The 24,559-nt window shown below is 50.1% G+C and carries 21 protein-coding genes, 1 rRNA gene and 1 other annotated feature; of the genes, 2 read left to right on the plus strand and 20 right to left on the minus strand.

The window, feature by feature from the left end:
* Positions 1-8: 8 nt before the first annotated feature.
* The 19 genes from BLQ36_RS09665 to ileS form a co-directional block, all read right to left on the minus strand.
* Positions 9-848: an amidohydrolase family protein gene (locus BLQ36_RS09665; RefSeq protein ID WP_074515397.1), complete on the minus strand. Its 840-nt coding sequence runs from the start codon at positions 846-848 to the stop codon at positions 9-11.
* 9 nt (positions 849-857) lie between these two features.
* Positions 858-2,108 (minus strand): peptidase T, encoded by a 1,251-nt coding sequence (pepT, locus tag BLQ36_RS09670; protein WP_074515398.1) that lies wholly within the window; start codon positions 2,106-2,108, stop codon positions 858-860.
* Between the two features lie 91 nt (positions 2,109-2,199).
* Entirely contained in the window at positions 2,200-5,388 is a 3,189-nt protein-coding gene (locus BLQ36_RS09675) for a DUF3427 domain-containing protein (protein WP_074515399.1), read from the minus strand.
* Between the two features lie 35 nt (positions 5,389-5,423).
* Positions 5,424-7,022: a hypothetical protein gene (locus BLQ36_RS09680; protein ID WP_074515400.1), complete on the minus strand. Its 1,599-nt coding sequence runs from the start codon at positions 7,020-7,022 to the stop codon at positions 5,424-5,426.
* A gap of 149 nt (positions 7,023-7,171) precedes the next feature.
* Positions 7,172-9,109, minus strand: coding sequence for a lysine--tRNA ligase (lysS, locus tag BLQ36_RS09685; protein ID WP_074515401.1), 1,938 nt, complete (start codon positions 9,107-9,109; stop codon positions 7,172-7,174).
* 32 nt (positions 9,110-9,141) lie between these two features.
* Positions 9,142-9,618: a transcription elongation factor GreA gene (gene greA / locus BLQ36_RS09690; RefSeq protein WP_033170528.1), complete on the minus strand. Its 477-nt coding sequence runs from the start codon at positions 9,616-9,618 to the stop codon at positions 9,142-9,144.
* A gap of 45 nt (positions 9,619-9,663) precedes the next feature.
* A complete protein-coding gene (locus tag BLQ36_RS09695) occupies positions 9,664-9,933 on the minus strand; it encodes a GIY-YIG nuclease family protein (protein ID WP_033170529.1) in 270 nt (89 codons plus the stop codon).
* Complete coding sequence (locus BLQ36_RS09700) at positions 9,933-10,505, minus strand: peptidylprolyl isomerase (RefSeq protein ID WP_074515402.1); 573 nt, start codon at positions 10,503-10,505, stop codon at positions 9,933-9,935. The genes BLQ36_RS09695 and BLQ36_RS09700 overlap by 1 nt, the downstream gene beginning before the upstream one ends.
* The gene (locus BLQ36_RS09705; RefSeq protein WP_074515403.1) at positions 10,502-11,248 is read right to left on the minus strand and encodes an MBL fold metallo-hydrolase; all 747 of its coding nucleotides are present in this window, start codon (positions 11,246-11,248) and stop codon (positions 10,502-10,504) included. Before BLQ36_RS09705 ends, BLQ36_RS09700 begins: the two co-directional genes overlap by 4 nt.
* A complete protein-coding gene (locus tag BLQ36_RS09710; protein WP_074515404.1) occupies positions 11,248-12,147 on the minus strand; it encodes a YitT family protein in 900 nt (299 codons plus the stop codon). Before BLQ36_RS09710 ends, BLQ36_RS09705 begins: the two co-directional genes overlap by 1 nt.
* A complete protein-coding gene (locus BLQ36_RS09715) occupies positions 12,144-12,800 on the minus strand; it encodes a hypothetical protein (RefSeq protein WP_074515405.1) in 657 nt (218 codons plus the stop codon). Before BLQ36_RS09715 ends, BLQ36_RS09710 begins: the two co-directional genes overlap by 4 nt.
* A 90-nt stretch (positions 12,801-12,890) precedes the next feature.
* Positions 12,891-14,123 (minus strand): aminopeptidase, encoded by a 1,233-nt coding sequence (locus tag BLQ36_RS09720; RefSeq protein WP_074515406.1) that lies wholly within the window; start codon positions 14,121-14,123, stop codon positions 12,891-12,893.
* Positions 14,123-14,566 (minus strand): D-aminoacyl-tRNA deacylase, encoded by a 444-nt coding sequence (gene dtd, locus BLQ36_RS09725; RefSeq protein ID WP_074515407.1) that lies wholly within the window; start codon positions 14,564-14,566, stop codon positions 14,123-14,125. The genes BLQ36_RS09720 and dtd overlap by 1 nt, the downstream gene beginning before the upstream one ends.
* A gap of 3 nt (positions 14,567-14,569) precedes the next feature.
* Positions 14,570-15,541: an alpha/beta hydrolase gene (locus tag BLQ36_RS09730; RefSeq protein ID WP_074515408.1), complete on the minus strand. Its 972-nt coding sequence runs from the start codon at positions 15,539-15,541 to the stop codon at positions 14,570-14,572.
* A gap of 77 nt (positions 15,542-15,618) precedes the next feature.
* Positions 15,619-17,289: a 2-isopropylmalate synthase gene (locus BLQ36_RS09735; RefSeq protein WP_180364857.1), complete on the minus strand. Its 1,671-nt coding sequence runs from the start codon at positions 17,287-17,289 to the stop codon at positions 15,619-15,621.
* A gap of 36 nt (positions 17,290-17,325) precedes the next feature.
* Positions 17,326-17,567, minus strand: a binding site (T-box leader).
* A 72-nt stretch (positions 17,568-17,639) separates the two neighbouring features.
* Positions 17,640-18,167 carry an acyl-CoA thioesterase gene (locus tag BLQ36_RS09740; protein WP_033170535.1) on the minus strand — a complete coding sequence of 176 codons (528 nt, stop codon included), beginning with the start codon at positions 18,165-18,167 and terminating at the stop codon, positions 17,640-17,642.
* A gap of 196 nt (positions 18,168-18,363) precedes the next feature.
* Positions 18,364-18,732: an Hpt domain-containing protein gene (locus tag BLQ36_RS09745; protein ID WP_074515409.1), complete on the minus strand. Its 369-nt coding sequence runs from the start codon at positions 18,730-18,732 to the stop codon at positions 18,364-18,366.
* A gap of 27 nt (positions 18,733-18,759) precedes the next feature.
* Complete coding sequence (locus BLQ36_RS09750; RefSeq protein ID WP_074515410.1) at positions 18,760-19,140, minus strand: metal-sensing transcriptional repressor; 381 nt, start codon at positions 19,138-19,140, stop codon at positions 18,760-18,762.
* Positions 19,141-19,272: 132 nt separating this feature from the next.
* Positions 19,273-22,404 (minus strand): isoleucine--tRNA ligase, encoded by a 3,132-nt coding sequence (gene ileS / locus BLQ36_RS09755; RefSeq protein ID WP_074515411.1) that lies wholly within the window; start codon positions 22,402-22,404, stop codon positions 19,273-19,275.
* A 414-nt stretch (positions 22,405-22,818) separates the two neighbouring features.
* On the opposite strand from ileS, the gene lgt reads away from it, so the two are divergent.
* Together lgt and BLQ36_RS09765 are read left to right on the plus strand one after the other, a co-directional pair.
* Positions 22,819-23,607 carry a prolipoprotein diacylglyceryl transferase gene (lgt, locus tag BLQ36_RS09760; RefSeq protein ID WP_074515412.1) on the plus strand — a complete coding sequence of 263 codons (789 nt, stop codon included), beginning with the start codon at positions 22,819-22,821 and terminating at the stop codon, positions 23,605-23,607.
* A gap of 67 nt (positions 23,608-23,674) precedes the next feature.
* Positions 23,675-24,133 carry an S-adenosylmethionine decarboxylase family protein gene (locus BLQ36_RS09765; RefSeq protein ID WP_074515413.1) on the plus strand — a complete coding sequence of 153 codons (459 nt, stop codon included), beginning with the start codon at positions 23,675-23,677 and terminating at the stop codon, positions 24,131-24,133.
* Between the two features lie 169 nt (positions 24,134-24,302).
* On the opposite strand, the gene BLQ36_RS09770 is transcribed toward BLQ36_RS09765, so the two are convergent.
* Positions 24,303-24,559 (minus strand): 23S ribosomal RNA (locus BLQ36_RS09770); the annotation flags it as partial.

Consider the following 24,559-nt stretch of genomic DNA (forward strand, 5'->3'; position numbering starts at 1 on the left):
CTTTCTCTTTATGAATGAACTGTATTCTTCTCCGTCAATTTCAATCGATAGATGCGCAGGGCATTCTCATAGAATACCGCTTCCCAATATTTCTCCGGGATAATCTCCTTGGTAAAGGCGATATAATCGCCAAGATTTGCCAGGGGCCAATCGGTGCCAAACATGAAGCGGTCGTAACACTCCAGGTATTCCAGCCAGCCCCTCATCCGTTCAATATAGAACTGCTTCTTTTGGCAAAAAGCGGCAAAATCGGGAATCTTTCCCGTGAGAATCCCCGACAGGTCTGCCGTGACATTGGGATTTTTCTCCATTACCGCTGCTGCATCTTCAAACCAAGGCTCACCGAAATGGCACATGACAAAATTCACCTTGCGGAACTTCACCGCTGCCTCATCCATAACCATCGGGTGGCTGTATTTCAGCAGGGCATTATTGGTGGCCGTCAGCCCCATATGAACTGCTACCGGCTTGTCATATTTCTCCGCCAATTCATAGAAGGGCTTCAAACAATCCTCATAGATATAGAAGTAATTGTAGCCTGGATAGAGTTTTAATCCCACACATCGGGGATTCTGGAAATGCTGTTCCAGCAAAGCGGCCTGCTGGCGTATCGTCGCCCGGTCAAAGCCTTCCCGGCTGTCAATGCCAGCGCAGTAACTCACAAAGGGCGGATAATCCGGGGATAAATCCCAAAGAGGTCGATTCCCCATGACAATCCCATGAACCATACCATGTATCCGATACTGTTCCATTAAGTGTCCACTATTGTTTTCATGGCCAGCGGCCTTGGCGATAACATCAAAATAGGCATCATCGCCAAAATGAAAATGCGCATCGATAATTTTCATAACGATTCCTTATTTCTTTAACGCTGCCGCTCCAACTGCAATGCCTAGAACCGTCTCCCCAGCCTTTTTGAGGGAGTTCAGCGGCAAATACTCAAAGCGGCCGTGGAAGTTGGCACCACCCGTGAAGATATTCGGGCAGGGAAGCCCCATGAAGGACAGCCGGGCGCCATCCGTACCACCGCGGATTGGCTGCACATCCGGCGTAACGCCTGCAGCTTCCATTGCCTGCTTAGCCAATTCCACTACATACATATTGCCATCTTCGATTTTCTCTAACATATTGAAATATACGTCATGGGGTGTCACTTCCACGGTGCCTTCACCATATTTCTTGTTGAAGAAATCCGCCATGTCGTCTAAATAAGCCTTGCGCTGCTCAAATTTCTGACGGCTGTGATCGCGGACCAGCATGTTCATGGTGCACTGTTCCACGCCACCGGTTATCTTATAGACATGGAAGAAGCCCTCGTAACCTTCCGTATACTCTGGTTTTTCCCCAGCCGGCAGCAGCTGCTGCCACTCCGCAGCCAGCGTAATGGCATTAATCATCTTGCCCTTGGCATCTCCCGTATGGACGCTGCGCCCATGGAAGGTAATGACCGGATTGGCAGCATTGAAATTCTCATACTCAAGGCCGCCCAGCTCTCCGCCGTCGATGGTGTAAGCAAAATCAGCCCCAAACTTTTCCACATCGAAACGGTCGGCACTGCGCCCCGTCTCCTCATCCGGCGTAAAGCCTACGCGAATCTTGCCATGCCTGATTTCTGGATGATTTACCAAATACTCCATGGCACTGACGATAGCCGTTACCCCAGCTTTGTCATCAGCCCCCAAAAGGGTCGTGCCATCGGTAAACATAATGTCCTGGCCTTTATATTTGAGAACCTCTGGAAAGTCCTTCGTGGAAAACACAACGGGGCCATTTTCATTGAGAACGATATCCTTGCCATCGTAATCCTTGACAATCTGCGGTTTAATCGGACCGCCAGCAGCATCCGGGCTCGTATCCACGTGAGCGATAAAGCCAACTACCGGGGCATCCGCCGCTCCGTTTGCCGGCAGCGTCGCCATAACATAACCATGATTGTCCAGATCCACTTCCGTAAGGCCAATAGCTTTCAATTCTTCAGCGAGATGTTTCGACAAGACCATCTGTCCCGGCGTACTGGGGCAAGCTTTGTCATTTTCCTCATCAGACTGCGTGTCAAAGCCGATGTAGTCCTTAAAACGTTTTACCATTACATCCATATCTAATTCCATGGATAAACACCTCGATTGATCTTTTATTCATACATCCCTATATTATATCATTCTCCCTAGAAAATGTCATCCGGCCAGAAACACCACTTCGTCATTCCACCACCAGCTTATTCGTCGTCTTCAAGAACTTCGCCGGGATGGGGTCGTCAAGTTTCCAAATGATACGCACGGGTTTGCTGCCAGAGTGACTGACGTAATTGGCTGTCCCTAGGAACATAAAGGGCGCAGCACCTGCAGCATTTTCCTTATATTCACGGACGAAGAGCAAAATCTGATGTTTGTTTTCTTTATGCTGGAAATAACGCTTTGCTGTCGGCGAAGTATCGGAAGTCGTACTCTGCGACTCCCAATGAAATAACCATTCACTCATCGAATAGTCCTGATACATCGTCGAAGGGGAATAATCCTTTTCGCTCTTGTTCAGCGTGATCAGGAAGATGTCGCAATGTTTCTCCTTGTGATAGTAGACGCCTTGCCGCAGGGTTGTCGGTTTAAACATATCCATGGCCGCACAGAGCTGGTCACGGGTATAGTGGCAATGCACCTCCAGGGGGCAATCGAAGGACAACCGATTCGGCATGCCAATAACCTGCAAATGATGCAAACGATAAGCGGCAATTTCCTGAATCTCTGCTAACATGGTCGGATTTTCCCCCAAGCTTTGCAGCCGCTCATAAATCTGTTCCCGTGCCGATCCCTCCGCAAGGCTATCGTTCCAAATCGTATAATAGGTCATCTGCAGCAGCCGCTCTTCCCGGGCCGAGAAGTGATTCACCGAAAGATTCGAAAGCTCTGGCAAAATCTGCAATAAGAACCGCAGCCACTCGGCTGAATCAATGGCAGCAAACCGTGAGCAAGCCGCTGTGAGCTTTTCTTCCGCAGGTTCCACGAAGTTTGGCAATACCTCTGCCAGTACACAAAGGCGATGAAAAGATACCTTGGCACCCTTGCAATATATCTTTTCCATATCCAGCTTGTAATAACACAAAAAGTTTTCCAACGTCAACGGCATTCCTGCCTCCTGGGAGAACTCCCGGATTTTCTGCACCAGACCCCGTCTGTTGTTCAGCTGCCCTTTGATGTTATCCAGTACAAACTGCTGGGCTTTTTCTTCAAGCTGAATGTAGCAGCCATGGGGTACCGAAGTAATGCCCGTGCGAATTTCCTCTGCCACCCCACGACGGGTATTTCCCAGCAAAGCCCGGAACTTTTCCTCAAAACGATATTTTTTATTGGCCTGACCGATGAAATCCAGCACCGTCAAGCAATCTTTATCATCGGCCAGCCGCAGACCGCGGCCAAGCTGCTGCAAAAAAATAGTAAGGGACTCTGTGGGCCGCAAAAACAAAATCGTATCGATATTGGGAATATCCACACCCTCATTGTACAAATCCACTACAAAGATAAACCGGATATTTCCCTGCTGCAAGGCCGTTTTAGCCTCTCGCCGCACGTCATCCGGACTAAGCCCCGATAAATCGATAGAAGGGATATTCTGTTCATTAAAGAAATCGGCCATAAACTTGGCGTGTTCCCGGGAAACACAGAACCCAACGCCGTGAACTTCCATAAGATTGGTTACATAGCGCTTGACACTCTGAATAATCAAATGGGCCCGCCGGCGTGCCTTTTCATGTTCAAATACGTAGACGCGATTGAGCTCACTCCGGCGATAACTGCCACGCTCCCATTGGAGCGAAGACAGGTCTACCACATCGGTGACGCCAAAATAGTGAAAGTGGCAAAGCATCCCCCGCTCAATAGCCTCGGGCAGCCGAAGCTCCGTGGCAATATGACCGCCAAAATACTTGGTAATGTCCTGCCCATCCATGCGCTCCGGCGTCGCCGTGAGTCCCAATAAGATTTTAGGCTGGTAGTAGCTAAGTAATTCCTGATAGGAAGGCGATGCCGCATGGTGGGCTTCGTCAATTACGATATAGTCATAAGCAGTTGCCGTTGTCATATGAGACCAAGCCTGCGCATTGAAAGTCTGAATTGACATGAATAAATGCTCGAATTCCGACTGGGTCTGCGGCCTCGATGTACCCACAAATTTCCCGCCGAAATTTGCATCCTGTAAAATTGCCTGAAAGCATTGGCGGCTTTGATCTAAAATTTCCTCGCGATGGGCGATAAAAAGCAGGCGGTTGGGCTTTCCAGGATTTTGCTCACAAAACCGCTTATAATCAAAGGCTGCCAGCACCGTTTTTCCCGTTCCCGTTGCCGCCACCACCAAATTGCGGAAATTTCCTTGAATCTTGCGGTCAATCTGAAGTTCATCCAGCATCTGACGCTGATACGCATAGGGACGGATGGTAAATAAATAGGCCCTGGCTTTCTCACGGAAGCAATCAGGATGACGTTCCCGCTCAATTGCAGCATTTAAATAATCATGATTAGCCTGCGTATACGGTTCAAAATCCGGCGAATGCCAATAGGAATTAAAGGTCGCCTTTACCTTATTCATGGTCGCCGGTGAATCATACGCCGTAATCTTAACATTCCATTCGAGCCCATTTGAAATAGCTGCATGGGACAAATTGGAAGAACCGATATACGCCGTGTCATAACCAGTATCCCGATAAAAAATATACGCCTTGGCATGCAGGCGCGTACGCTTCGTATCATAGGATATGCGCACGGAAGAATTCATAAGCTCTGCCAACTTGTCGATGGCCTTTACATCTGTTGCCCCCATATACGAAGTGGCAATCAGCCGCAGCTGGCCCCCTCGACGGCTAAAGGATTCCAGCTCCTCCATAATCATGACCAGCCCGCTCCATTTGATAAAGGACACCAGCATGTCAATGCGGTCGGCTGATAAGATTTCCTTTTTTAATTCATGAAACATAGAGGGCTCTTTTTGTGCCCCGGTAAAGAGGGAGGTTTCAATCAACGAAGTCTCGGGACGCGGCAACTCACACTTCTTTTTCACCTGCTGCAACGAATTTTCCGGTGCAATTCCCAATAGCTGCCGGCCAGCCCCTTCTACGAGTTCATGCTGCAAATCCTCATTTTCGGTTCTGGCCTTTATCAACGCAATAATATCATTGGCCAGTGCAATTTGAGCGGTAAGCCGCTCTGCCTTATCATGCTGATCCGCAGTATGATCCAAGCCCTTCTTGATGATATCCTTTAGATACCCCGTCAGAATAACCGAAGCTTCTTCTTCATCCATCTTATCGATTTCAACACGGTTCGCAGCAATTTTTTCTAACCCCTGGGCAACTCCCTCATTGATAACCTGTTCATATATGCCAGGCGCTAAGTCTTTTTTCATGCCAAACACCTCTTTACGGCAAAATCATTCTGCCATTATCCGATAATATTTCTGGCCAGCACCGCCAATTGGCGGAACAGCGAATCGTCACCTGCCCCCTTCGAAAAGAGTTCCGCTTCCTTGCGGGTGGCACCGCTTTGCTGCCAGGACTCGCCGTGCTGCAAAAGGGTCATGGTAAAGACGCGCTCTCCAACTTGAGCAGGTGAGCGATTTTCTTGCACGGCTTCATCAAAGCCTGCCTTTTGCTGCTGATACCGGATAAGCCGTTCAGAAATCCCTTGAATCTCGGCAGCAATATCCGCCTCGGCCTCCCGATGCAGGAACCAGTCGACAAGATAAACATACTCACAAGTCGTCCAGGGAATGACGGCCCGGTTCCGATGGGGCACTTCTTGTTCTTCCTCATCTGCCAGTTGTTCTTCCGCCACAAGTTTCAGCATCTCACCGGTTCCATCCTTCGTAAGCGAATCAAATTCTGCCGCCGTCACCGGCTCAGGTACCCATTCTTTTAGCGATACGGTTTCTATTTCCGGCAGCAAAGGCTCCTCGGGTGCAACGGGCTCTCTTTCTTCCAGCATCTTTTCCTCAGGCATTTTTTCTTCTAACAAACTTTCTGCGGACAAAGCTACTTCGGGTAACACCTCTTCGGGTAAATTTTCTTCTTCCTCGCCACTTTCCCGCAGACGGCGCTGGTGGCAAAGCCATGAGCGCGCCTCCCGCTCGTGCTGCTTTACCTCTTCTTCCGCCGCGATAAATTCCGCCGCCAGCCCTTGCTGTTCAATTTTTTCCCGCAAGTCATCGGCGTATTCTTCCGCCGTAAGTTTTGGCAGCAACAATTCCGTTTCCCGCCTGAGCCGTTCAAACAAGTCAGGTTTTTCCTGTTTAATCGCTGCGAGTTCATAAGCAAGACCATTTGCTTCCCCCGTTTGCTCTGGTGAATGACATGAAGCAAACTCATGATATTGACGTTCCAAAGACTGCGGCGAAAAATCTTCGAACCGGTACGCATCGGTTATCTGATGGTACAGAAATTTTTGCACGGCAGCTGCCAGCTGCTCAAAAAAAATCCCACACACTTCCTCTGGCAGTGCTTCTTCCGCGAAACGCTCCTGAAGCGCCAAAAGTTTCACCGCTATCATGACCTGGCAATCCCATTGGGCAGAATCCATGCCCTCGTTTTCCGTTAAGATAATGCCCTCTTGCGGCAGATATTCCGTCTTGGCCGTTTCATCGAGTTCTGCCTCCGCAGCTGCCATGCTTTCGTAAGCTTCGGTATAATTTCCTGCCCATCGTACCGCATCGGCAAAAAGCGGCGTGCGGTACGCCGCCGCCTGCGGCTCCCGCATCATTTCGATATGCTGTTGCACGGCCGCCAGCCCGCGATAGCTCGCGTCAACGGCAAAGCCGCGTTTTTCCGCATAGCCGCGCAGGCACGAAGAAATCAGCTCTATCTCCAATTCATCGCTTTCGCCCTCGTGATTCTTTATATGGCGCATGGCCTGGTACACCTTGGCGCGCTCGGTTTCATCCCAGGGAATCCAGCGCTTTTCGCCCGTCTCCAGCCGTAAATGAAACGATTCATCGATTATCGGTCTATCCTCGTTTGCCCTCTGCGGTTCTATCGCTGCTGTCATTTCGTCATATCCTTTCTCACGCGGGGTACGTTCTATAATTACTCCTATTATAGCATACCGTTTGACAAGTCAAAAAATGACCGGTCAAATCCAACAAAAGTCAGATTTGACCGGTCATTTGTCAAAAGTCAAATGTCAATTTTGACCGATTAGCACATTTTAGCGCCAGCCGGGATATGCGGATCAAGCTGGAGAAGATGCAGTTTCTCTTCGCCTTCCTCCGTGTGAACGGCGGAAATCAGCATACCGCAGGACTCAATGCCCATCATAGCACGCGGCGGCAGGTTGACGATTGCCACGAGCGTCTTGCCGATGAGCTCTTCCGGCTCATAGAAAGCATGAATGCCCGAAAGGATCGTACGATCCGTGCCCGTGCCATCATCCAGCGTGAACTGCAGGAGCTTCTTGCTCTTCTTGACAGCTTCGCAGGCTTTAACTTTCACAGCGCGGAAGTCGCATTTGCAGAACGTATCGAAATCAACCATATCCTCGTAAAGCGGCTCGACTTCAACCTTCGAGAAGTCAATCTTCTCCGGAACAGCTGCTGCCGGATTTTCCGGACGCTCGATATGCACCGGCGCATTGAGCGGCTTCATCGTCGGGAACAGCAGGACGTCGCGGATCGAAGCGGCGTCCGTCAGGAACATGACGAGACGGTCAATACCGATGCCGACACCGCCCGTTGGCGGCAGGCCATATTCGAGTGCCATGACGAAGTCTTCGTCCATGCCATGGGCTTCATCGTCACCAGCTTCACGCTGTTTGAGCTGGTCTTCAAAACGGCCCTTCTGGTCGATTGGGTCATTGAGCTCCGTAAAGCCGTTAGCGAGCTCGCGGCCATAGATGAAGAACTCAAAGCGATCCGTGATGCGCGGGTCATCTGCATTACGTTTCGCCAGCGGCGAGATTTCCGTCGGATGGCCCGTGATGAAGGTCGGCTGCATCAGCGTCTCTTCTACCTTTTCCTCGAAAGCGGCGTTGAGGATACCGCCGATGCCATGGCGCTCCTCGTAGGGTACACCGATCTCATCGGCCATCTTGCGGGCTTCTTCCACCGTTTCGCAGGACATGAAGTCTTTGCCCGTAGCTTCTTTAACCGCATCATTCATGCTGATGCGTTTAACCTTGGAAAGATCAATCTCCACACCCTGGTAATTGATAACCGGTGTGCCCAGAACTTTCATGGCCGCATTGACGACGATACCCTCAGTAAGGTCCATCATATCCGTATAGTCAGCAAACGCCTGATAGAACTCGATGGAGGTGAATTCCGGATTGTGACGGACGTCCATGCCCTCATTGCGGAAGATACGACCGATTTCATAAACACGATCCAAACCGCCAACGATGAGACGTTTGAGGTTCAGCTCCGTGGCAATGCGCAGATACAGGTCAATGTCCAGCGTATTGTGATGCGTGATAAACGGACGGGCAGCAGCACCGCCGGCAATCGTCGACAGTACCGGCGTCTCTACTTCAAGGTAGCCGCGCTCATCGAGATATTCACGAATCGAGTTGATGGTCTTCGTGCGGCGGCGGAACGTCTCGCGGACATCCTGATTCATGATGAGGTCGAGATAACGCTGGCGATAGCGGATATCCACATCCTGCAGGCCGTGGAATTTCTCCGGCAGCGGACGCAGGGATTTGCTGAGCAGTTCGAAATCCTCAACGCGAACCGTAACCTCACCGCGATGAGTCTTGAAAACCACACCACGAATGCCGACGATATCACCAATATCGAGTTTGCGGAACTGCTGCTTGTATTTCTCCTCACCGAGGACATCGATCTTGAAATAGACCTGAATGTTGCCCGTACGGTCATTGAGCGTGCAGAAAGAAGCCTTGCCATGGCCACGGATAGCCATAAGACGGCCGGCAATATTTACCTCTGGGCCCTCTTCGTCACCTTCCAGGCCATCATTGTTCTTCTTGATGTCCTCGGCGTAATCCGTCACCTCATAGCGATGGCCAAAGGGTGCAACGCCAATTTCCTTGAACGCTTCCATTTTCTCGCGGCGAACCTTAAGCATCTCATTGAGATCCTGCTCCTGGCTCTGCTGCGCATTTTCTTTGTTTTCTGCCATAAAAGCAATTACTCCTATCTATACGGCGATTCTTAGCCTTTGATTTCTTCAATCTTGTACTGAATGATGCCAGCCGGAGCGTGTACATCAACCGTAGCACCGACCTTCTGGCCCAAGAGTGCCTGGCCTAGCGGGCTCTCGTTAGAGATTTTACCCTCGTCCGGGTCTGCCTCGGTGGAACCAACCAGCATAAAGGTCTGCGGGCCGTCTTCTGCGAACTCTACATCGAGAACGACGACTTTTGAACCCATCTGTACCGTATCGCTGCTGCCAGCTTTAATGATATCGGAGTTGCGGATTTTCGCCTCGAGTTCCTGAATCTCACCTTCGAGGAATGCCTGCTCGTTTTTCGCATCATCGTACTCGGAGTTCTCCGAAAGGTCACCGAGGGCAATTGCTGCCTTCAGGCGCTCAGCAATCTCAATACGGCGTACGCTCTTGAGATAGTTAACTTTTTCCACCAGTTTATTATAGCCGTCTTCGGTCAGCATGACCTTTTTATCTGCCATGTAGAAACGCCCCTTTGCAAAATCAGATTAATATTCCATAGTAACTTATTTATTATAATTTTTTTTTGAATCCTTGTCAATGAGAGCCAGCTTCTGTGCGCGCGTGAGCTGCTTAATCTGCCACTCACGGCTCTGGGCCGCCTGCTTATCCGCAAAGGTCTCGAAATAGACAAGACGCACAGGCAGGCGGGAGCGCGTATACTTCGCGCCCTGCCCGGCATTGTGCGTCTTCACCCGTTTCCCGAGATCGTTGGTCCAGCCGGTATAGAGGCTGCCGTCCCCACACTCAAGGATATAGGTGTAGGCCTCAGCCATTATTCTGCGTCTTTGATGGTAACCTTTTCCATCACCACGTCGTGAACCGGACGGTCCTGGAAACCAGTCTGCGTGTGACCGATATCGCGAACTACATCCATGCCCTTTATGACTTTACCGAAAATCGTGTGACGGTTGTTAAGCCACGGCGTTTCATCCAGCGTGATAAAGAACTGGCTGCCGCCCGTGTGGGGCATCCCCGTGTTAGCCATAGCCAGGATGCCTTCGCCGTCAAAGGTCAAGTCATCCCGGAACTCATCTTCAATCGTGTACCCCGGGCCACCCGTACCAAGACCATCCGGATCGCCGCCCTGAATCATGAACCCATCGATGACGCGATGGAAGATAACACCATCATAGAAGCCCTTCTCGGCAAGGTCAATGAAGTTTTTCGTCGTAATCGGCGTCTTATCTTCGAAGAGCTCGATTTCAATCGTTCCTTTATTCGTCTGGATTACTGCAATGCGATTTGCCACTTTTTTGTCTCCTCCATTATCTGAGCCGTCCGCTGCCAGGCACCCACCAGTGAGTACCAGAATACTTGCGAGCAGCAAAATCATTATTTTCTTCATTTTACCGTAATACCTCCAGACATTTCAACCAGTTTTTTCTCGCCGGAAACAGCCGGTGACCACACGGGGAACCGCTTCCCTTCCGGGAAAAAGTCCGCCCCTGGCTTCCAGCCGGATTCCTCCAAGTCGTGCATGGTGATCAGCGCACCGATATCCACCACCCGGATGAACTCGCGCACGCCTTTATCCTGCATGGGGCCAAGGCGGCCATCCACCGGAAAGAAGGCCAGGTCTGCCTTCATACCTTCCAGCCTTTTGAGCTGTTTGCGAAAGGCATTTTCCGCCAGCTTGCGGTTCTCTGCCGTCTCCCCAGTCCAATCCCACCAGTTAAAGTCCCCGGCGTGGAAAATACTCTTGCCCGTGGCCTTTTCCGTAACCCGGAAAGCCACCCCCACATCGGTGGAGTCATAGGACTCCACTTTGAGGCAATCATCTTCCCATTCCTCATAGGGCCGCATATAGGTGACTTTTTCCTTAGGGAACAAGCGAGCGCGCTTTGTCCGCCTTATGTCATAGCCAAAAATATAACGGGAGGTATCCTGCTGATAGTTTCGGATATGCGCATCGAAATGGTCAAAATGGGCATGGGTGGCAAAGATATACAGGGCATCATATTCCTCCCTTGCCTGGATGGCCTTGCCCACCACATCCTGCTGGTCCTCAAAATCGTCAAATACCAGCAGCGTGCGGCCAACGCGTACAAGAAACCCGCTGTTCAAAAGATACGTGACTGCAATATCCATTAGGTATCCTTCCCTTCATAACGCTTGATGACGTTGCCAACCCGTATGCCTGGGGAACTGAATCCCCGTCCCATGACCTCATTGGCCGACATGATAATCATGAAGGCATCACTGTCGATGGCATTGGCAATCATCTTAATTTTCGCCACCTGGGTAAGCGTCACCACCACAAAAACCACATTGCGTTCCCGCCGGGTGAAAGCTCCCTGTCCATGCAAAAACGTAACGCCGCGGCCCACTTCCATGATAGCTTCGGCGATATGCTCCGACTGATTCGAAACAATAAGTACCGCCTTGCGGCTGTTGAATCCGGCGATGACCTTATCGGTAACCATCGCATTCATATACATGCAGATAAGGGTGAACATTGCCGGCGCAACGCCAAAGAGAAAACCGGCCACCAGCATAATCAAACAGTTAAAGCCAAAGATTACGCCGCCCATGTTGAGGGAATAATACTTCTTCACAATGGCACCGATGATATCAAAACCGCCGGTACTGCCGTTCATGCGGAATACGATACCATAGCCGATGCCGTTAAACACGCCGCCAAAAATCGCCGCCAGCATGATGTCGTTGACCGGAGCATAGGCGTTTAAAAACCGCGTGAAGTCCAGACAGAACGAAAATATGGCCGTACCGATGATAACATCAAAGGTATAGCCGCGCCCCAAGGTCTTCCAAGCCGCCGCCAATAAGGGCAAATTATAGGCGAAGGTCTGTAAACCAATGGGCAGATGGGCTAAATAGTAAACAATAATAGCAATGCCCGTCGCACCGCCTGTAAGCAGGTGTGCCGGCACCAGGAACAGATTGATGGAACAACTGGCAATCAAGCAGCCAAGGGTAATTCCCAAATAGCGCAGTATGCGATGTTCCAGCATCCGCAGCTGAATCATTCTGTCAAACCTCCCAGTCTGATTGGCTTATCCTCCGGCATTGCCGACATATCGATTTCCTTCTCGCTGGGAATGAACCAGACGCTCTTCTGTTCTTTCTCCCGAAAAAGTTCCGGTTTGCGGATCATGAGTTCCTGCCGCTCCGTATCATCGACGGGAAGCGCCGTAATGCGCATGACCAAAAGCGAGTTATCCTCCGTATTCATCTGAAGCATCAAATGCTGGAAGCGGTCTTTGGGATTGTCATAAACGAAGAACTTATTCCCATCAATCCGCCGTGCTTTCTTCGCTCCATAGGTCTGCTGAATCCAGGCAGCGGTAGCACCATAGCGAACCCCATTGCGAGCTTCATACTTCTTGTTCTTGATGGTAATATCCACCACCTTGCCGGTATTTACCGCAAAGCCGATGGTAAAATCCCCGTTGAAGTCGCATTCCTTCACCAAAATGCCGGCAATGCGAACCGTACGATCATAAATCGGGTTCCCAAAAGCCTCGATTACCTTGGCATCATCATCCCCAAGGGCCACCGTATTGCAGATAAAATCCTCATCAAGCAGTTTTGCCTGTGCTCCTGCCGGCATTGTCCAGACCGTCAGCAGACTAAACACCAGCGCCAAAAGAACGCCAGCTGAAAACCATTTTTGTTTCATAACAGCCTCTTTCCCTGCGCCATCGCGCAGATTTTCCTTATAAGTCCGGCCACTATTATACCGTATTCAAAACAAAATCGCTACAGCTTGTCAAAAGGCGAAATTGCCATTCTGGAATACCGGAATCTTTTTCCCATCCTTCGTCGTGCCAACAATATCCAGGTCGCGAGTACCAATCATGAAGTCTTCATGCAGCAGCGAATCGTTGACACCATGCTGCAAAAGAGTCACGCTGTCCATCGTCTCTCCGTCCTTGATGCAAGTCGGATAAGCCTTTCCCAAGGCCAGATGGCAGGAAGCATTTTCATCAAAGAGGGTATTGTAAAACAGGATGCCACTCTTTGAGATTGGCGAATCATACGGTACCAAGGCCACTTCTCCCAAATAGCGAGCACCTTCATCTGTTTCCAGCAAGCCCTTAAGAATTTTTTCGCCCTTTTTCGCCGAATAATCCACCACCTTGCCATCCTTAAAGGTCAGCTTGAAGCCTTCAATCAGATTGCCGTTGAAGTTGAGGGGTTTTGCTGCCACCACCGTACCATTGACGCCATCCCGTTTCGGCAGAGTATAGACTTCCTCCGTCGGCATGTTGGCGGCAAACTCAATGCCCAGTTCCGAAAGCTCGGCCCCGCCGGCCCAAATATGGCCTTCCGGCAGCTCGATGGTGAGGTCCGTGCCGAGATTGTTGGTATAATGAAGCGACGCAAAATCATGGTCGTTCAGGAATTTTGCCGCCTTCTGCAGGAAAGCGATATGCTCCTTCCAGGCTGCTACCGGGTCTTTATCCTCCTCAATGCGAACGGTCTGGAAGATGGCTTGCCACAATTTTGCCACAGCCTCTTCTTCCGAGCAGTTCGGAAATACCTTTGCTGCCCAGCTCACCGTGGGGACAGAAACCACACACCAGGTATTGCGATTGTTCATCAACCGAGCCCGGTATTCTAACAAAGCAGCCCCAGCTGCCTGCTGAGAAAGTTTCAATTTTTCCGGCTCAATGTCGTTAAATATCTCCGGATCCCGAGCCGCAATGGATACAAAGGCCGCTCCCTGCTCGGCATAATCCATGTAGAATTTTTGCCGCCATTTGGGAAACTCCGTAAACAGTTCTTTTTGGCCCCGTTGGTAGCGGATATGCGCCAGCAGCTCATCGCCCCAGCTTACCACCACATCATGAGCTCCGGCTGCAAAAGCCTCCTCAGCAATACTGCGGGCAAACTCGGCGCATTCAATCGGCGAATTGATGACAAGGATCTGATCTTTTTGCAGATTGACACCAACCTTTACCACTAGCCTTGCATATTTCTGCAACAATGTTTTTTCCATCACATTTCCTCCGTATCAAAAAGCAGGGTTACCGGACCATCGTTAACCGATTCCACCTGCATGTCCGCTCCGAACTCACCGTGTTCCACCGCAAAGCCCTTGTCCCGCAATTCCTGCATAAACTGTTCATATAGTACATTAGCCAATTCTGGTTTTGCCGCATGACTAAAGCCAGGACGGCGCTTCTTTAAATCGGCATAGAGGGTAAACTGAGAAACCACCAGGAAAGCGCCCCCCACCTGGTCGATGCTCAGGTTCATCTTGCCAGCTTCATCGGAAAACACCCGCACATTGGCGACTTTTTCCGCTAGCCGGGCGCAAATCTCCGGCGTATCCTCCGGGCCAACCCCCAACAAGACTAAAAAGCCCTGCTCAATCGCACCATTTACCTTTCCTTCAATCATCACCGACGCCGATTTTACTCGCGTGACAACAGCCTTCATACCTTACTCCTTCGTTTCCATATAGGGTCTCACAAAATCATTGACCGTCTTGAAATATTTTTCCTGCTCTTTTTGCGATGCGATAGCATGGACGGCTCCATCGATAATCAACAGCTTCTTTTCCGGGGCTTCTGCCTGTTCGTATAACGTCTCCGCCATATCCACCGGCACCAGTGGATCTTTAGAGCCATGAATAAAGAGAATCGGCAGCTTGGATTTTTTCACCGCTGTGACGGGCTCTGCATCACGCAGGCTAAAGTCCGCTACCTTTTGGCAGCGCCAATCCAAAAGCTGCATGGCCGGAAAGGCTGGCAAGCCAAAGGACTCCGTTATCTGATGCACCAATAAATCAAAGGCGCTGGTATACCCACAGTCCTCGACACAAGCAACAGCCTGAACGGGCAAATCATCCCGGGAAGCTGCCATCATCACCGAAGCCGCCCCCATGGACACGCCATGCAGCACAATCTTTGCCTGAGGATGGCGCCTAGCCACCAGCCTTGCCCAAGCTGCGATGTCTGCGCTTTCCTTACAGCCCATCGTCAGGAACTTTCCTTCACTGTCACCGGAGGCTCTAAGGTCAGGCGTCAGCACGTGATAGCCCATCATGAGATAATTTTCGGCGATATACCAGGAATTCTGCTGAGTGCAGCCATAACCATGGGCAACGATGACCCAACGGTCGCTATCCGTATCCGGCATGAAATGCGTAGCCGTCATCGCCAAGCCATCAAAAGAAGTCATGTGCCAGGTCTCATCGGTATAGTCTGGCTTGTTAAATCGCCGTGCCTCCGGCGGCATCAACAGGGCATAGGCCCGCGGCGGTTCCTGGGGATTATCCGCCGTGCCCCGTTCCAGACCAAAATGAACGGCATAATTGCCAATAAAATATCCTGTCCCCATGACGAAGGCCGTCACAGCAACGATTATCGTAATAATCGCTGTCAGGAGACAGGATAAGAAAAGCTTCTTCATGGAATCACCCTTTTATTTATCACACCAAACAAAATGCGATTCCATTATAACATCTTTTTCCTAAGAACGGATGAAATTTATTTACCGGCTTTCATGCGATTGATGGCACTGATTAACGCCTGGATGGATGCGGTAATGATATCGGTATCCATGCCAGCACCCCAAGTGATGTGCCCATTTTCCGCCGTAATGCCGATATACGCCATAGCCCGGGAATTCTGCCCCACCTCCATAGCATGTTCACTATAGGTCAAGTCCTTATAGACAATTCCCAGATTTTTCTGCAGCGCATTGGAAACGGCATCCAAACGGCCGTTGCCGCGAGCCTCGTAGGTAACTTCCTTCCCCTCTACCTTGAGGTCTACCGTCCCCGAACGCGTTCCATCCGGCTCTTTTTTCAGCAGGAAATCCACCAGTTCATAGGGCTCCACGATGTTGACATACTCATTCTGGAAAATCTGAAAGATTTCATCCGGCATGAGTTCTTTGTGTTTGTGGTCGGATACGCCCTTGACGCAGTAACCAAAATCCTCCCGCATCTTCTTCGGCATCTCAATGCCGTATTTTTGCTCCATGATGAAGCCAACGCCGCCCTTGCCCGACTGGCTATTGATGCGGATGACATCCCCGTCATATTCCCGGCCCACATCCTTCGGGTCGATATAAAGATACGGAAGGGTCCATTTATCGGGATTCTTTTCCTCTTTCCACTTCATGCCTTTGGCAATGGCATCCTGATGGGAACCGGAGAAAGCCGCAAAGACCAATTTACCAGCATAAGGCTGACGATAGCTAACTTCCATTCGCGTGAGCCGCTCATAGGTATCAACCAGCTCTGACATATGGGAAAAATCCAATTCCGGGTCAACCCCCAGGGCAAACATATTCATGCCCACGGTCACAATATCCACATTGCCTGTGCGCTCGCCGTTGCCAAAGAGCGTTCCTTCCACCCGGTCAGCACCAGCTAAGATTCCCATCTCCGTATCGGCTACGCCGCAGCCCCGGTCATTGTGCGGATGCAGGGACAGCACGACGTTCTCACGGTATTTGAGATGCTTATTCATATAGGCAACCTGCATGGCATATACATGGGGCATGCTCATCTCAACGGTAACCGGCAGATTGATGATGGCCTTGCGGTCAGCCGTGGGCTTCCAGACATCTAAAACCGCATTGCAGACCTCCAGCGCATACTCCGGCTCTGTTCCCGTAAAGGATTCCGGCGAATACTCAAAGCGATAATTGGCACCGGCCTCCTCGGTAAGCTGCTGCAAGAGTTTTGCCCCATCCACAGCCATCTGTTTAATTTCTTCCTTCGATTTGCGGAATACCTGCTGGCGCTGAGCAACCGAAGTAGAATTGTAAACATGAACGATGGCATTCTTGACGCCCTTAAGAGCTTCAAAGGTCTTGCGGATGATATGCTCACGAGCCTGGGTAAGTACCTGAATCGTCACATCATCAGGAATCAGGTCATCCTCTACCAGCCGGCGCAGAAATTCGTACTCGGTTTCGGAGGCCGCGGGGAAGCCCACCTCAATTTCCTTGAAGCCGACTTTGATGAGCATCTTGTAGAATTCCAGCTTTTCCTCCAGGTTCATTGGCGTAATAAGAGCCTGGTTGCCATCACGCATATCCACGCTGCACCAGATTGGCGCATGGTCCGGGGCGTCCTTCTTCGCCCATTCCAGGTCAATCTCCGGCGGCATGAAATAACCTTTGCTGTACTTCTGATAATTCATCATCTGCGAATCCCTCCTAAAAATAAAAGCCTTTCATCTCTAAGAGACGAAAGGCTAGCTTACGTGTTACCACTCAAATTCGTGCCTGTCGGCACCTCATACAGACTCCATCAAGTCCTCCTGTTCGATAACGGTCAGGAACCGTTCCGGTCTACTCACCCCGTCGGGCTTTCAGCGGACTGCTTCAAGGTGAGTTCCGTATTCATCAACTATTGTCTTTCACCAACCGACAACTCCCTGGAAATATCCGAACACGTACTATTCCTCTGCAATGCATTTCTCTGTGTTGCATACTACGATATCACAATAAAATACATTTTGCAAGCATTTCAGTGTAAAACTGTAAACTTTTTTTATTTTTTATGACTATCTTCCGGTACTCTCGGAGATTTCTTCGCCGCCAGACGGGCATTTTCCTTCTCGCGCTGGATTCTTTTGCGCTCTTTGTGCGCCTCATAGCGACGACGTCCATCTTCAAAAGCCCTTTTTGCTTCTTCCGTGTCAAGAATCAACGGCGGAACGGATTTTGGGCGTGCATTACGGTCCAAAGCCACCATCGTGAAATAGGCAGTCAATGCCCGCTGTGGTTTTCCCTCCTGCTCCAGGTCCTCCACATCCACATTGACGGCTATTTCCATCGAACTGTGCCCCACAAAAACAATTTCCGCTGAACAAGTCACCAAATCGCCAATCAAGATAGGCAGATGAAATTCCAACTCGTCAACACGAGCGGTAACTACATTGGAACGAGCATAGCGGCGAGCAGCAGCATAAGCCGTTGAATCCATCATTTTCATGATTTCCCCGCCATGAACATTGCCATTCGGGTTTGCCTGACTCGGCATCATTACCTGACTGATTACGATTTTATTCTGTGCCATAAATGGGACCTCCTAGGAAACGAATTCCATACCTTTGAATTATTACTATATTGTATCACGTATCAATATGAAAATATATTTTTTTTATTAATATACGCCATCAACAACTATTCTAGCATAGCGGATTTTCCCTATTTTTACCGTAACATGTATCACAAAACAAAAGGCATTCTTCCTTGGAAGAATGCCTCGGCAATCAATCTCCTACACTCTTGCGAATGGCATCACAAGTCTTACGATAAATTACGCCTACCGAATCGGCCAGCTTTTGGATTTCCTCATGGTCTTGGGTAGTGCGAATAGCCTGTACCGTATCATCCGCCGCCCGGAATAATTTCATCAAACTGAGATTACCAGCTGTTCCCTTCAAGGTATGAACACTCTTTTCGGCCATGGCCATGTCCGGAACGGAAAGACTGGTGACAAATTCTTCATAGGAACCATCGTTAAGGAATTTCAACAGGAACTTATGATAAAGCGCCACGTTTCCCATAAAACGCTCCAAGCCTTTGTCATAATCTACCCCAGCCTGTTCCAGCGTTGCTTTTATCTGAAGTTGTTCCATAATTGCCCTCCTCCCTTGACCAGTTCCTTATTTCATGAACTGGTCAATCGCTTTGTTCAATTGCTCAAGAGCTTCTTTATCATTATCCCGTACCGCATCAACGACGCAGTGTTCCAAATGATCCTTGAGGATAATCTTACTTACGCCATTAATGGCACTGCGTACCGCTGATAGCTGCACCAAGACTTCACTGCAGTCCCTGCCATCTTCCACCATACGCTTGATTGCTTCCAGATGACCAATAAGCCGTGACATACGGTTTAACACTGCCTTGGTTTGAGTATGGCTATGCTTATGCCCATGGGTATGCCGGATAATCGTCCCATCTGCCAATTGATGCGTGTGTTCATGTTCCTGCTCATGTCTCTGCTGCGTATCAACTGATTCCCATTCTAGTTTTTTCTCCATGAACCGCCCTCCTCAATTAGAATCTTGTTTATCTATTCTTTTTTTTATGGAAATTTCCTGCCAACCAGCCAATAATTCTAAAAGAAAAACCTTCTCGCAGGCGGAGAAGGTTTTCCCATTCAACGGAAACAATTATTTTACGGCAATCGTAAGGGATTCACCGTTGATGTTCCATTCTTTTTCTGTTCCCTCAAGACTACCATAGCATACCGCATCGGCCAGCGTGATATCCTTCAGATATTGCTCGTTTTTCTTGACGATAGCTTCGAGCTTTTCATTGCCGCTGAGGCTGACCGTTATATGGTCCGTGACCTCAAAGCCGTTTTCCTTGCGCATGGTCTGCACCTTGCTGATGACCTCGCGCACAAAGCCCTCTTCCAGCAGCTCTTCAGTCAGCGTCGTATCCAGGGCAATCGTCACGCCGTTGTAGCGCTGGCAGTTGAAGCCCTCTTTCTGAGCCATCGAGACCTCAACGTCTTCCGGCGTCAGCGTGACTTCGCCGCTGGACAGCGTCAATTTGAGGGTTCCCGTGCTGTCAAGCTCAGCCTTGGCCTTCGAACCGTTGAGCTTGCCAAGGGCAGCCTTGATCTCGCCAATCTGCTTGCCGACCTTCGGTCCAAGGACGCGGAACTGGGGCTTGAAGCTGTAGGAGAGATATTCCTCCATGTCTTCCTTGAAGGTCACAGCCTTGACGTTGAGCTCATCTTCGACAATCTTCTTGAAGAACTCCGGCAGCTCGCGCTCGGCATGGACAAACATGTTGGCCACCGGCTGGCGGTTCTTGATATTCGTCTCGTTGCGGGACGCACGGCCCAGGACGACGATTTCCAGTACAAGTTCCATATTGGCCTCAAGCTCTTCGTCGATCCAGGAATCGTTTGCTACCGGGAAGTCAGCCAAATGTACGGACTCCGGTGCCTGCGCATCAATGCTGCAGACGAGGTTGCGGTAGATGGACTCCGTGATGAAGGGAACCATCGGCGCAGCCGTCTTAGCCGTGGTGACCAGTGCCGTCCAGAGCGTCATATAGGCATTGATCTTATCCTGCTCCATGCCCTTAGCCCAGAAGCGACTGCGGCTGCCACGAACATACCAGTTGGAGAGCTGGTCCACAAATTCCTGCAGGGCTTTGGCAGCCTCAGTTACGCGATAGCTTGAAAGGTCTTTGTCCACTTCCTTGACCATCGTGTTGAGACGGGAAAGAACCCATTTATCCATGACGCTGAGCTTGTCGTAATCCAGCGTGTATTTCGTTGCATCGAACTGGTCGATATTCGCATAAAGCACGAAGAAAGCATAGGTATTCCAGAGGGTACCCATGAATTTGCGCTGGCCTTCCTGTACCGCATCATCATGGAAGCGGTTCGGCAGCCACGGGGCACTGTTCTCATAGAAGTACCAGCGGATAGCGTCGGCACCATGCTGGCGCAGGGCATCCATCGGGTCAACGGCATTGCCCTTGGACTTGCTCATCTTGCGGCCGTCCTTATCCTGGACATGACCGAGAACGATGACATTCTTGTAGGGTGCTTTGTGGAACAGCAGCGTCGAGATAGCCATCAGCGAGTAGAACCAGCCGCGAGTCTGGTCGACAGCTTCGGAGATGAAGTCAGCCGGGAAGCGCTTCTCAAAGATGTCCTTGTTCTCAAACGGATAATGCCACTGGGCAAAGGGCATGGAACCCGAATCGAACCAGCAGTCGATAACCTCGGATACACGATGCATTTCTTTGCCGCACTGCGGGCATTTAATCGTCACTTTATCAATGAACGGACGATGCAGCTCGATTTCCTCCGGGCAGTTGTCCGACATGGACTTGAGTTCCTCAATGGAACCAATCGTATGCTGATGACCGCATTCGCACTCCCAAACCGGCAGCGGCGTACCCCAGTAACGGTTACGGGAAAGGCCCCAATCCTGGACATGCTCGAGCCAGTCGCCGAAACGGCCCTTGCCGATGGATTTCGGGATCCAGTTGACCGTATTGTTGTTGGCGACGAGTTCGTCTTTGACATCAGTCATCTTGATGAACCAGGTCGAACGCGCATAGTAGAGCAGCGGCGTATCGCAGCGCCAGCAGTGCGGATAGCTGTGGGTGAATTCCGGTGCCTTGAAGAGCAGCCCCTTCTTCTCCAGATCCTCCAAGATCATCGGGTCCGCCTTCTTGACGAATACGCCGGCCCAATCCGTCTCCTCCGTCAGTTCGCCCTTGCCGTTGACGAGGTTGACAAAAGCGATGTTGTACTTCTGGCAGACCCGGTTATCGTCTTCACCAAAGGCCGGAGCCAGATGAACGATACCCGTACCATCTTCCGTGGTAACATAATCATCACAGGTTACAATATGTGCCTTCTTGCCCGGCTGTTTGGCAACTGCGGCATTGGCAAAGGGATAAAGTGGCTCATAAGCACGGCCCTCAAGTTCCTGCCCCTTGAATTTTGCCAGGACTTCCCGCTCGCCTTCCACACCGTCAAAAACGCTTTCAACCAACGCCTCAGCCAGGATATATACCTTGCCATTTACGCGGAGTTTTACATAATCAACCGATGGATTTACGCAGAGGGCGAGATTCGACGGCAGCGTCCACGGCGTCGTCGTCCAAGCGAGGAAATACGCATCCTCATCTTTCACCTTGAAGGTGACCATGGCCGATCGCTCCGTGACATCCTTGTAGCCCTGAGCGACCTCGTGGCTCGAAAGCGGGGTGCCGCAGCGCGGGCAGTAGGGAACGACCTTATAGCCCTTATACAGGAGGCCCTTGTTCCAGATTTCCTTGAGCGCCCACCACTCGGACTCGATGAAGTTGTTCTCGTAGGTGATATACGGATTGTCCATATCCGCCCAGAAGCCGACGACATCGGAGAATTCTTCCCACATGCCCTTGTACTTCCAAACCGATTCACGGCACTTCTTGATGAAGGGCTCGATACCGTACTCTTCAATCTGTTCCTTGCCATTGATGCCAACAGCCTTCTCTACCTCCAGCTCAACCGGAAGCCCATGAGTATCCCAACCAGCTTTGCGCAGGACCTTCTTGCCCTTCATGGACTGGAAGCGCGGCAGCATATCCTTGATGACGCGGGTCAGAACATGGCCGATATGGGGCTTGCCGTTAGCCGTCGGCGGGCCATCATAGAATGTGAACGTATCGCAGCCTTCGCGCTGGTCGATAGCTTTCTGGGCAATGTTGTTGTCTTTCCAGAACTTCAGGACTTCCTTCTCCCGTTCCACGAAGTTCAGGTTGGTGTCTACCTTACTGTACAAAGCGGATTCCTCCTCATAATAGAAAAAGCCTGCATCCCAAAACAGGATGCAGGCTGTAATACCTACACTAAAACCACCTATTTTTCACGTACCATCATACGCTATTCCGTAACGGGGAATACCGGCCCGGCCTAATCGTCGTCTTTCAGCCTGCTGCTCCGAAGTGATTTTCCGCTTTCCCTACTCGTTCCCGGCTCTCACCTGCCCCGGTTCGCTTCAACTTTCTGTAAAAGCATACTCTCTTCATCCACGCATTTACATGTTAACATGACATATTTTACCATAGGCGCGAACAGATTTCAAATGATATTTTCCCCAGTGGAATAAAAATACTTCCTGATTTGACTTTGGCAAAATGGGAAGTATGGCGTTATAATGGAGGATGAATTTAATCTATTTTTCAGGAGGCTATACATGCATCAGTATTTGTTTTTTATAGGTGACTTTCCCGTTCGCGCTTACGGACTGGTCTTGTCGCTTTCCATTATATTGGCTACCGGCGTCGGCTATTTTCTCGTAAAAAAAGAAGGCCGCGGCGATGAAAAATATCTAATAGACCTTGGCATCTACTGCGGAATTGCCGGTCTTATTGGAGCCAGACTGTGGGATGTATTCTTTTTTGACTGGGATTATTACAGCCATCACCTTACCGAACTATTCAACGTTTGGCAAGGGGGCATGGCCATCCAGGGCGGTATCTTCCTCGGTGTACTGACCGGAGTCCTCTATTGCCGCCACCATAAGCTGGACACGGTCCATCTCATGGATGTATTAGCTCCTGCTATCATCCTCGGCCAGGCACTTGGCCGCTGTGCCAATCTCTTGAACGGCGATGCCTTTGGTGCCCCCACCGGCAGTTCCTTCGGAATCGTATACCCTGCCACCACCCTTGCCGCTCATACCTATGGCGCCCAGCCCCTTTGGCCCGCCGAAATCTGGGAAGGTCAGCTGGATATGGTTATCTTCGCTTTACTCTTAATGTTCCGCTGCACCAATCATGCAAAAGGACAGTGCTTTGCCCTCTACGTCATGCTCTATAGTGCAGCTCGTTTCACATTAGAATTTCTGCGGGGGGATTATGCCGAAAAGGTCTTGGCCTTCATGACCAGTGCCCAAACCACCAGCTTCATTGCCTTCACCGTTGCCCTGCTTATCTTTTTGTATTTGAGTTGGAAAAAAGCCTCTTCTGCCCCGAACACTTGACTGTCATCCATGCGATAAACTATAATATAAATAAGTATGTATTGACAGAAAAGGAGCGAAAAATATAGTGAAAATCTTAGCCCGTCATTTAACGGCCGATTTATTCAACTGCAAAAACAATAAACTTACTGATATAGAACTCATAAAAACGATGCTCGACGATGCTCTTGCCGACAACAATCTCAAGGTCATCGATACGAAAATCCAGCAATTAGACGAAGATCATAATTTGCTTATGGCTATCCTGCCCGATGGTCATATCACCCTTCATATCTACGCGGATCTTAAATATGTTGCCCTGGATATTTTCCTCTGTCAGGAAGATGCCGAGCCGGATAAGCTCTCCAAGGAAATCCGCAACTTCTTCAAACCCGACAAGACGAAAACCACCGTTTTAAAACGTGGCAATTTTGGCAACGCTAAGGAAATCAAGCCGAAAGTAAAAACCAAGGTTGCGCCTCTGCGTAAGATTCATAACACCGGTGCCAAGGTTATCCGCATCTTAGCTAGAAGAAATCATCAATAAGACATGTATAAAAAGCAGCTAACTAGAAATGAGTCAGCTGCTTTTTATTGTGCGGATTTTATACAACGGACAAAACATTGCAGACACAAAAAAAGCGAGCCACCAGCTCGCTCAATCATGACTATGTCAACTCAAAACTATACAGAAGAAATTCGAACATTTTAGATGAAAAGTTAAGCCCTCGACTTATTAGTATTGGTCCGCTACATGCCTTACAGCACTTCCACTCCCAACCTATCTACCTTGTCTTCTTCAAGGAGTCTTACTAGATTAACTCTATGAGATACTTCATCTCGAGACGGGCTTCACGCTTAGATGCTTTCAGCGTTTATCCCTTCCGGACGCAGCTACCCAGCTATGCTTCTGGCGAAACAACTGGTACACCGGCGGTCCGTCCACTCCGGTCCTCTCGTACTAGGAGCAACC

The sequence above is a fragment of the Selenomonas sp. WCT3 genome (assembly GCA_900100835.1).
In the GTDB taxonomy this organism is placed as follows: domain Bacteria; phylum Bacillota; class Negativicutes; order Selenomonadales; family Selenomonadaceae; genus Selenomonas_A; species Selenomonas_A ruminantium_E.

Coding starts and splice junctions, on each gene's coding strand:
- BLQ36_RS09665 (WP_074515397.1), bottom strand. CDS start 848: ATGAAAATTATCGATGCGCATTTTCATTTTGGCGATGATGCCTATTTT.
- pepT (WP_074515398.1), bottom strand. CDS start 2,108: ATGGAATTAGATATGGATGTAATGGTAAAACGTTTTAAGGACTACATC.
- BLQ36_RS09675 (WP_074515399.1), bottom strand. CDS start 5,388: ATGAAAAAAGACTTAGCGCCTGGCATATATGAACAGGTTATCAATGAG.
- BLQ36_RS09680 (WP_074515400.1), bottom strand. CDS start 7,022: ATGACAGCAGCGATAGAACCGCAGAGGGCAAACGAGGATAGACCGATA.
- lysS (WP_074515401.1), bottom strand. CDS start 9,109: ATGGCAGAAAACAAAGAAAATGCGCAGCAGAGCCAGGAGCAGGATCTC.
- greA (WP_033170528.1), bottom strand. CDS start 9,618: ATGGCAGATAAAAAGGTCATGCTGACCGAAGACGGCTATAATAAACTG.
- BLQ36_RS09695 (WP_033170529.1), bottom strand. CDS start 9,933: ATGGCTGAGGCCTACACCTATATCCTTGAGTGTGGGGACGGCAGCCTC.
- BLQ36_RS09700 (WP_074515402.1), bottom strand. CDS start 10,505: ATGAAGAAAATAATGATTTTGCTGCTCGCAAGTATTCTGGTACTCACT.
- BLQ36_RS09705 (WP_074515403.1), bottom strand. CDS start 11,248: ATGGATATTGCAGTCACGTATCTTTTGAACAGCGGGTTTCTTGTACGC.
- BLQ36_RS09710 (WP_074515404.1), bottom strand. CDS start 12,147: ATGATTCAGCTGCGGATGCTGGAACATCGCATACTGCGCTATTTGGGA.
- BLQ36_RS09715 (WP_074515405.1), bottom strand. CDS start 12,800: ATGAAACAAAAATGGTTTTCAGCTGGCGTTCTTTTGGCGCTGGTGTTT.
- BLQ36_RS09720 (WP_074515406.1), bottom strand. CDS start 14,123: ATGGAAAAAACATTGTTGCAGAAATATGCAAGGCTAGTGGTAAAGGTT.
- dtd (WP_074515407.1), bottom strand. CDS start 14,566: ATGAAGGCTGTTGTCACGCGAGTAAAATCGGCGTCGGTGATGATTGAA.
- BLQ36_RS09730 (WP_074515408.1), bottom strand. CDS start 15,541: ATGAAGAAGCTTTTCTTATCCTGTCTCCTGACAGCGATTATTACGATA.
- BLQ36_RS09735 (WP_180364857.1), bottom strand. CDS start 17,289: ATGATGAATTATCAGAAGTACAGCAAAGGTTATTTCATGCCGCCGGAG.
- BLQ36_RS09740 (WP_033170535.1), bottom strand. CDS start 18,167: ATGGCACAGAATAAAATCGTAATCAGTCAGGTAATGATGCCGAGTCAG.
- BLQ36_RS09745 (WP_074515409.1), bottom strand. CDS start 18,732: ATGGAACAACTTCAGATAAAAGCAACGCTGGAACAGGCTGGGGTAGAT.
- BLQ36_RS09750 (WP_074515410.1), bottom strand. CDS start 19,140: ATGGAGAAAAAACTAGAATGGGAATCAGTTGATACGCAGCAGAGACAT.
- lgt (WP_074515412.1), top strand. CDS start 22,819: ATGCATCAGTATTTGTTTTTTATAGGTGACTTTCCCGTTCGCGCTTAC.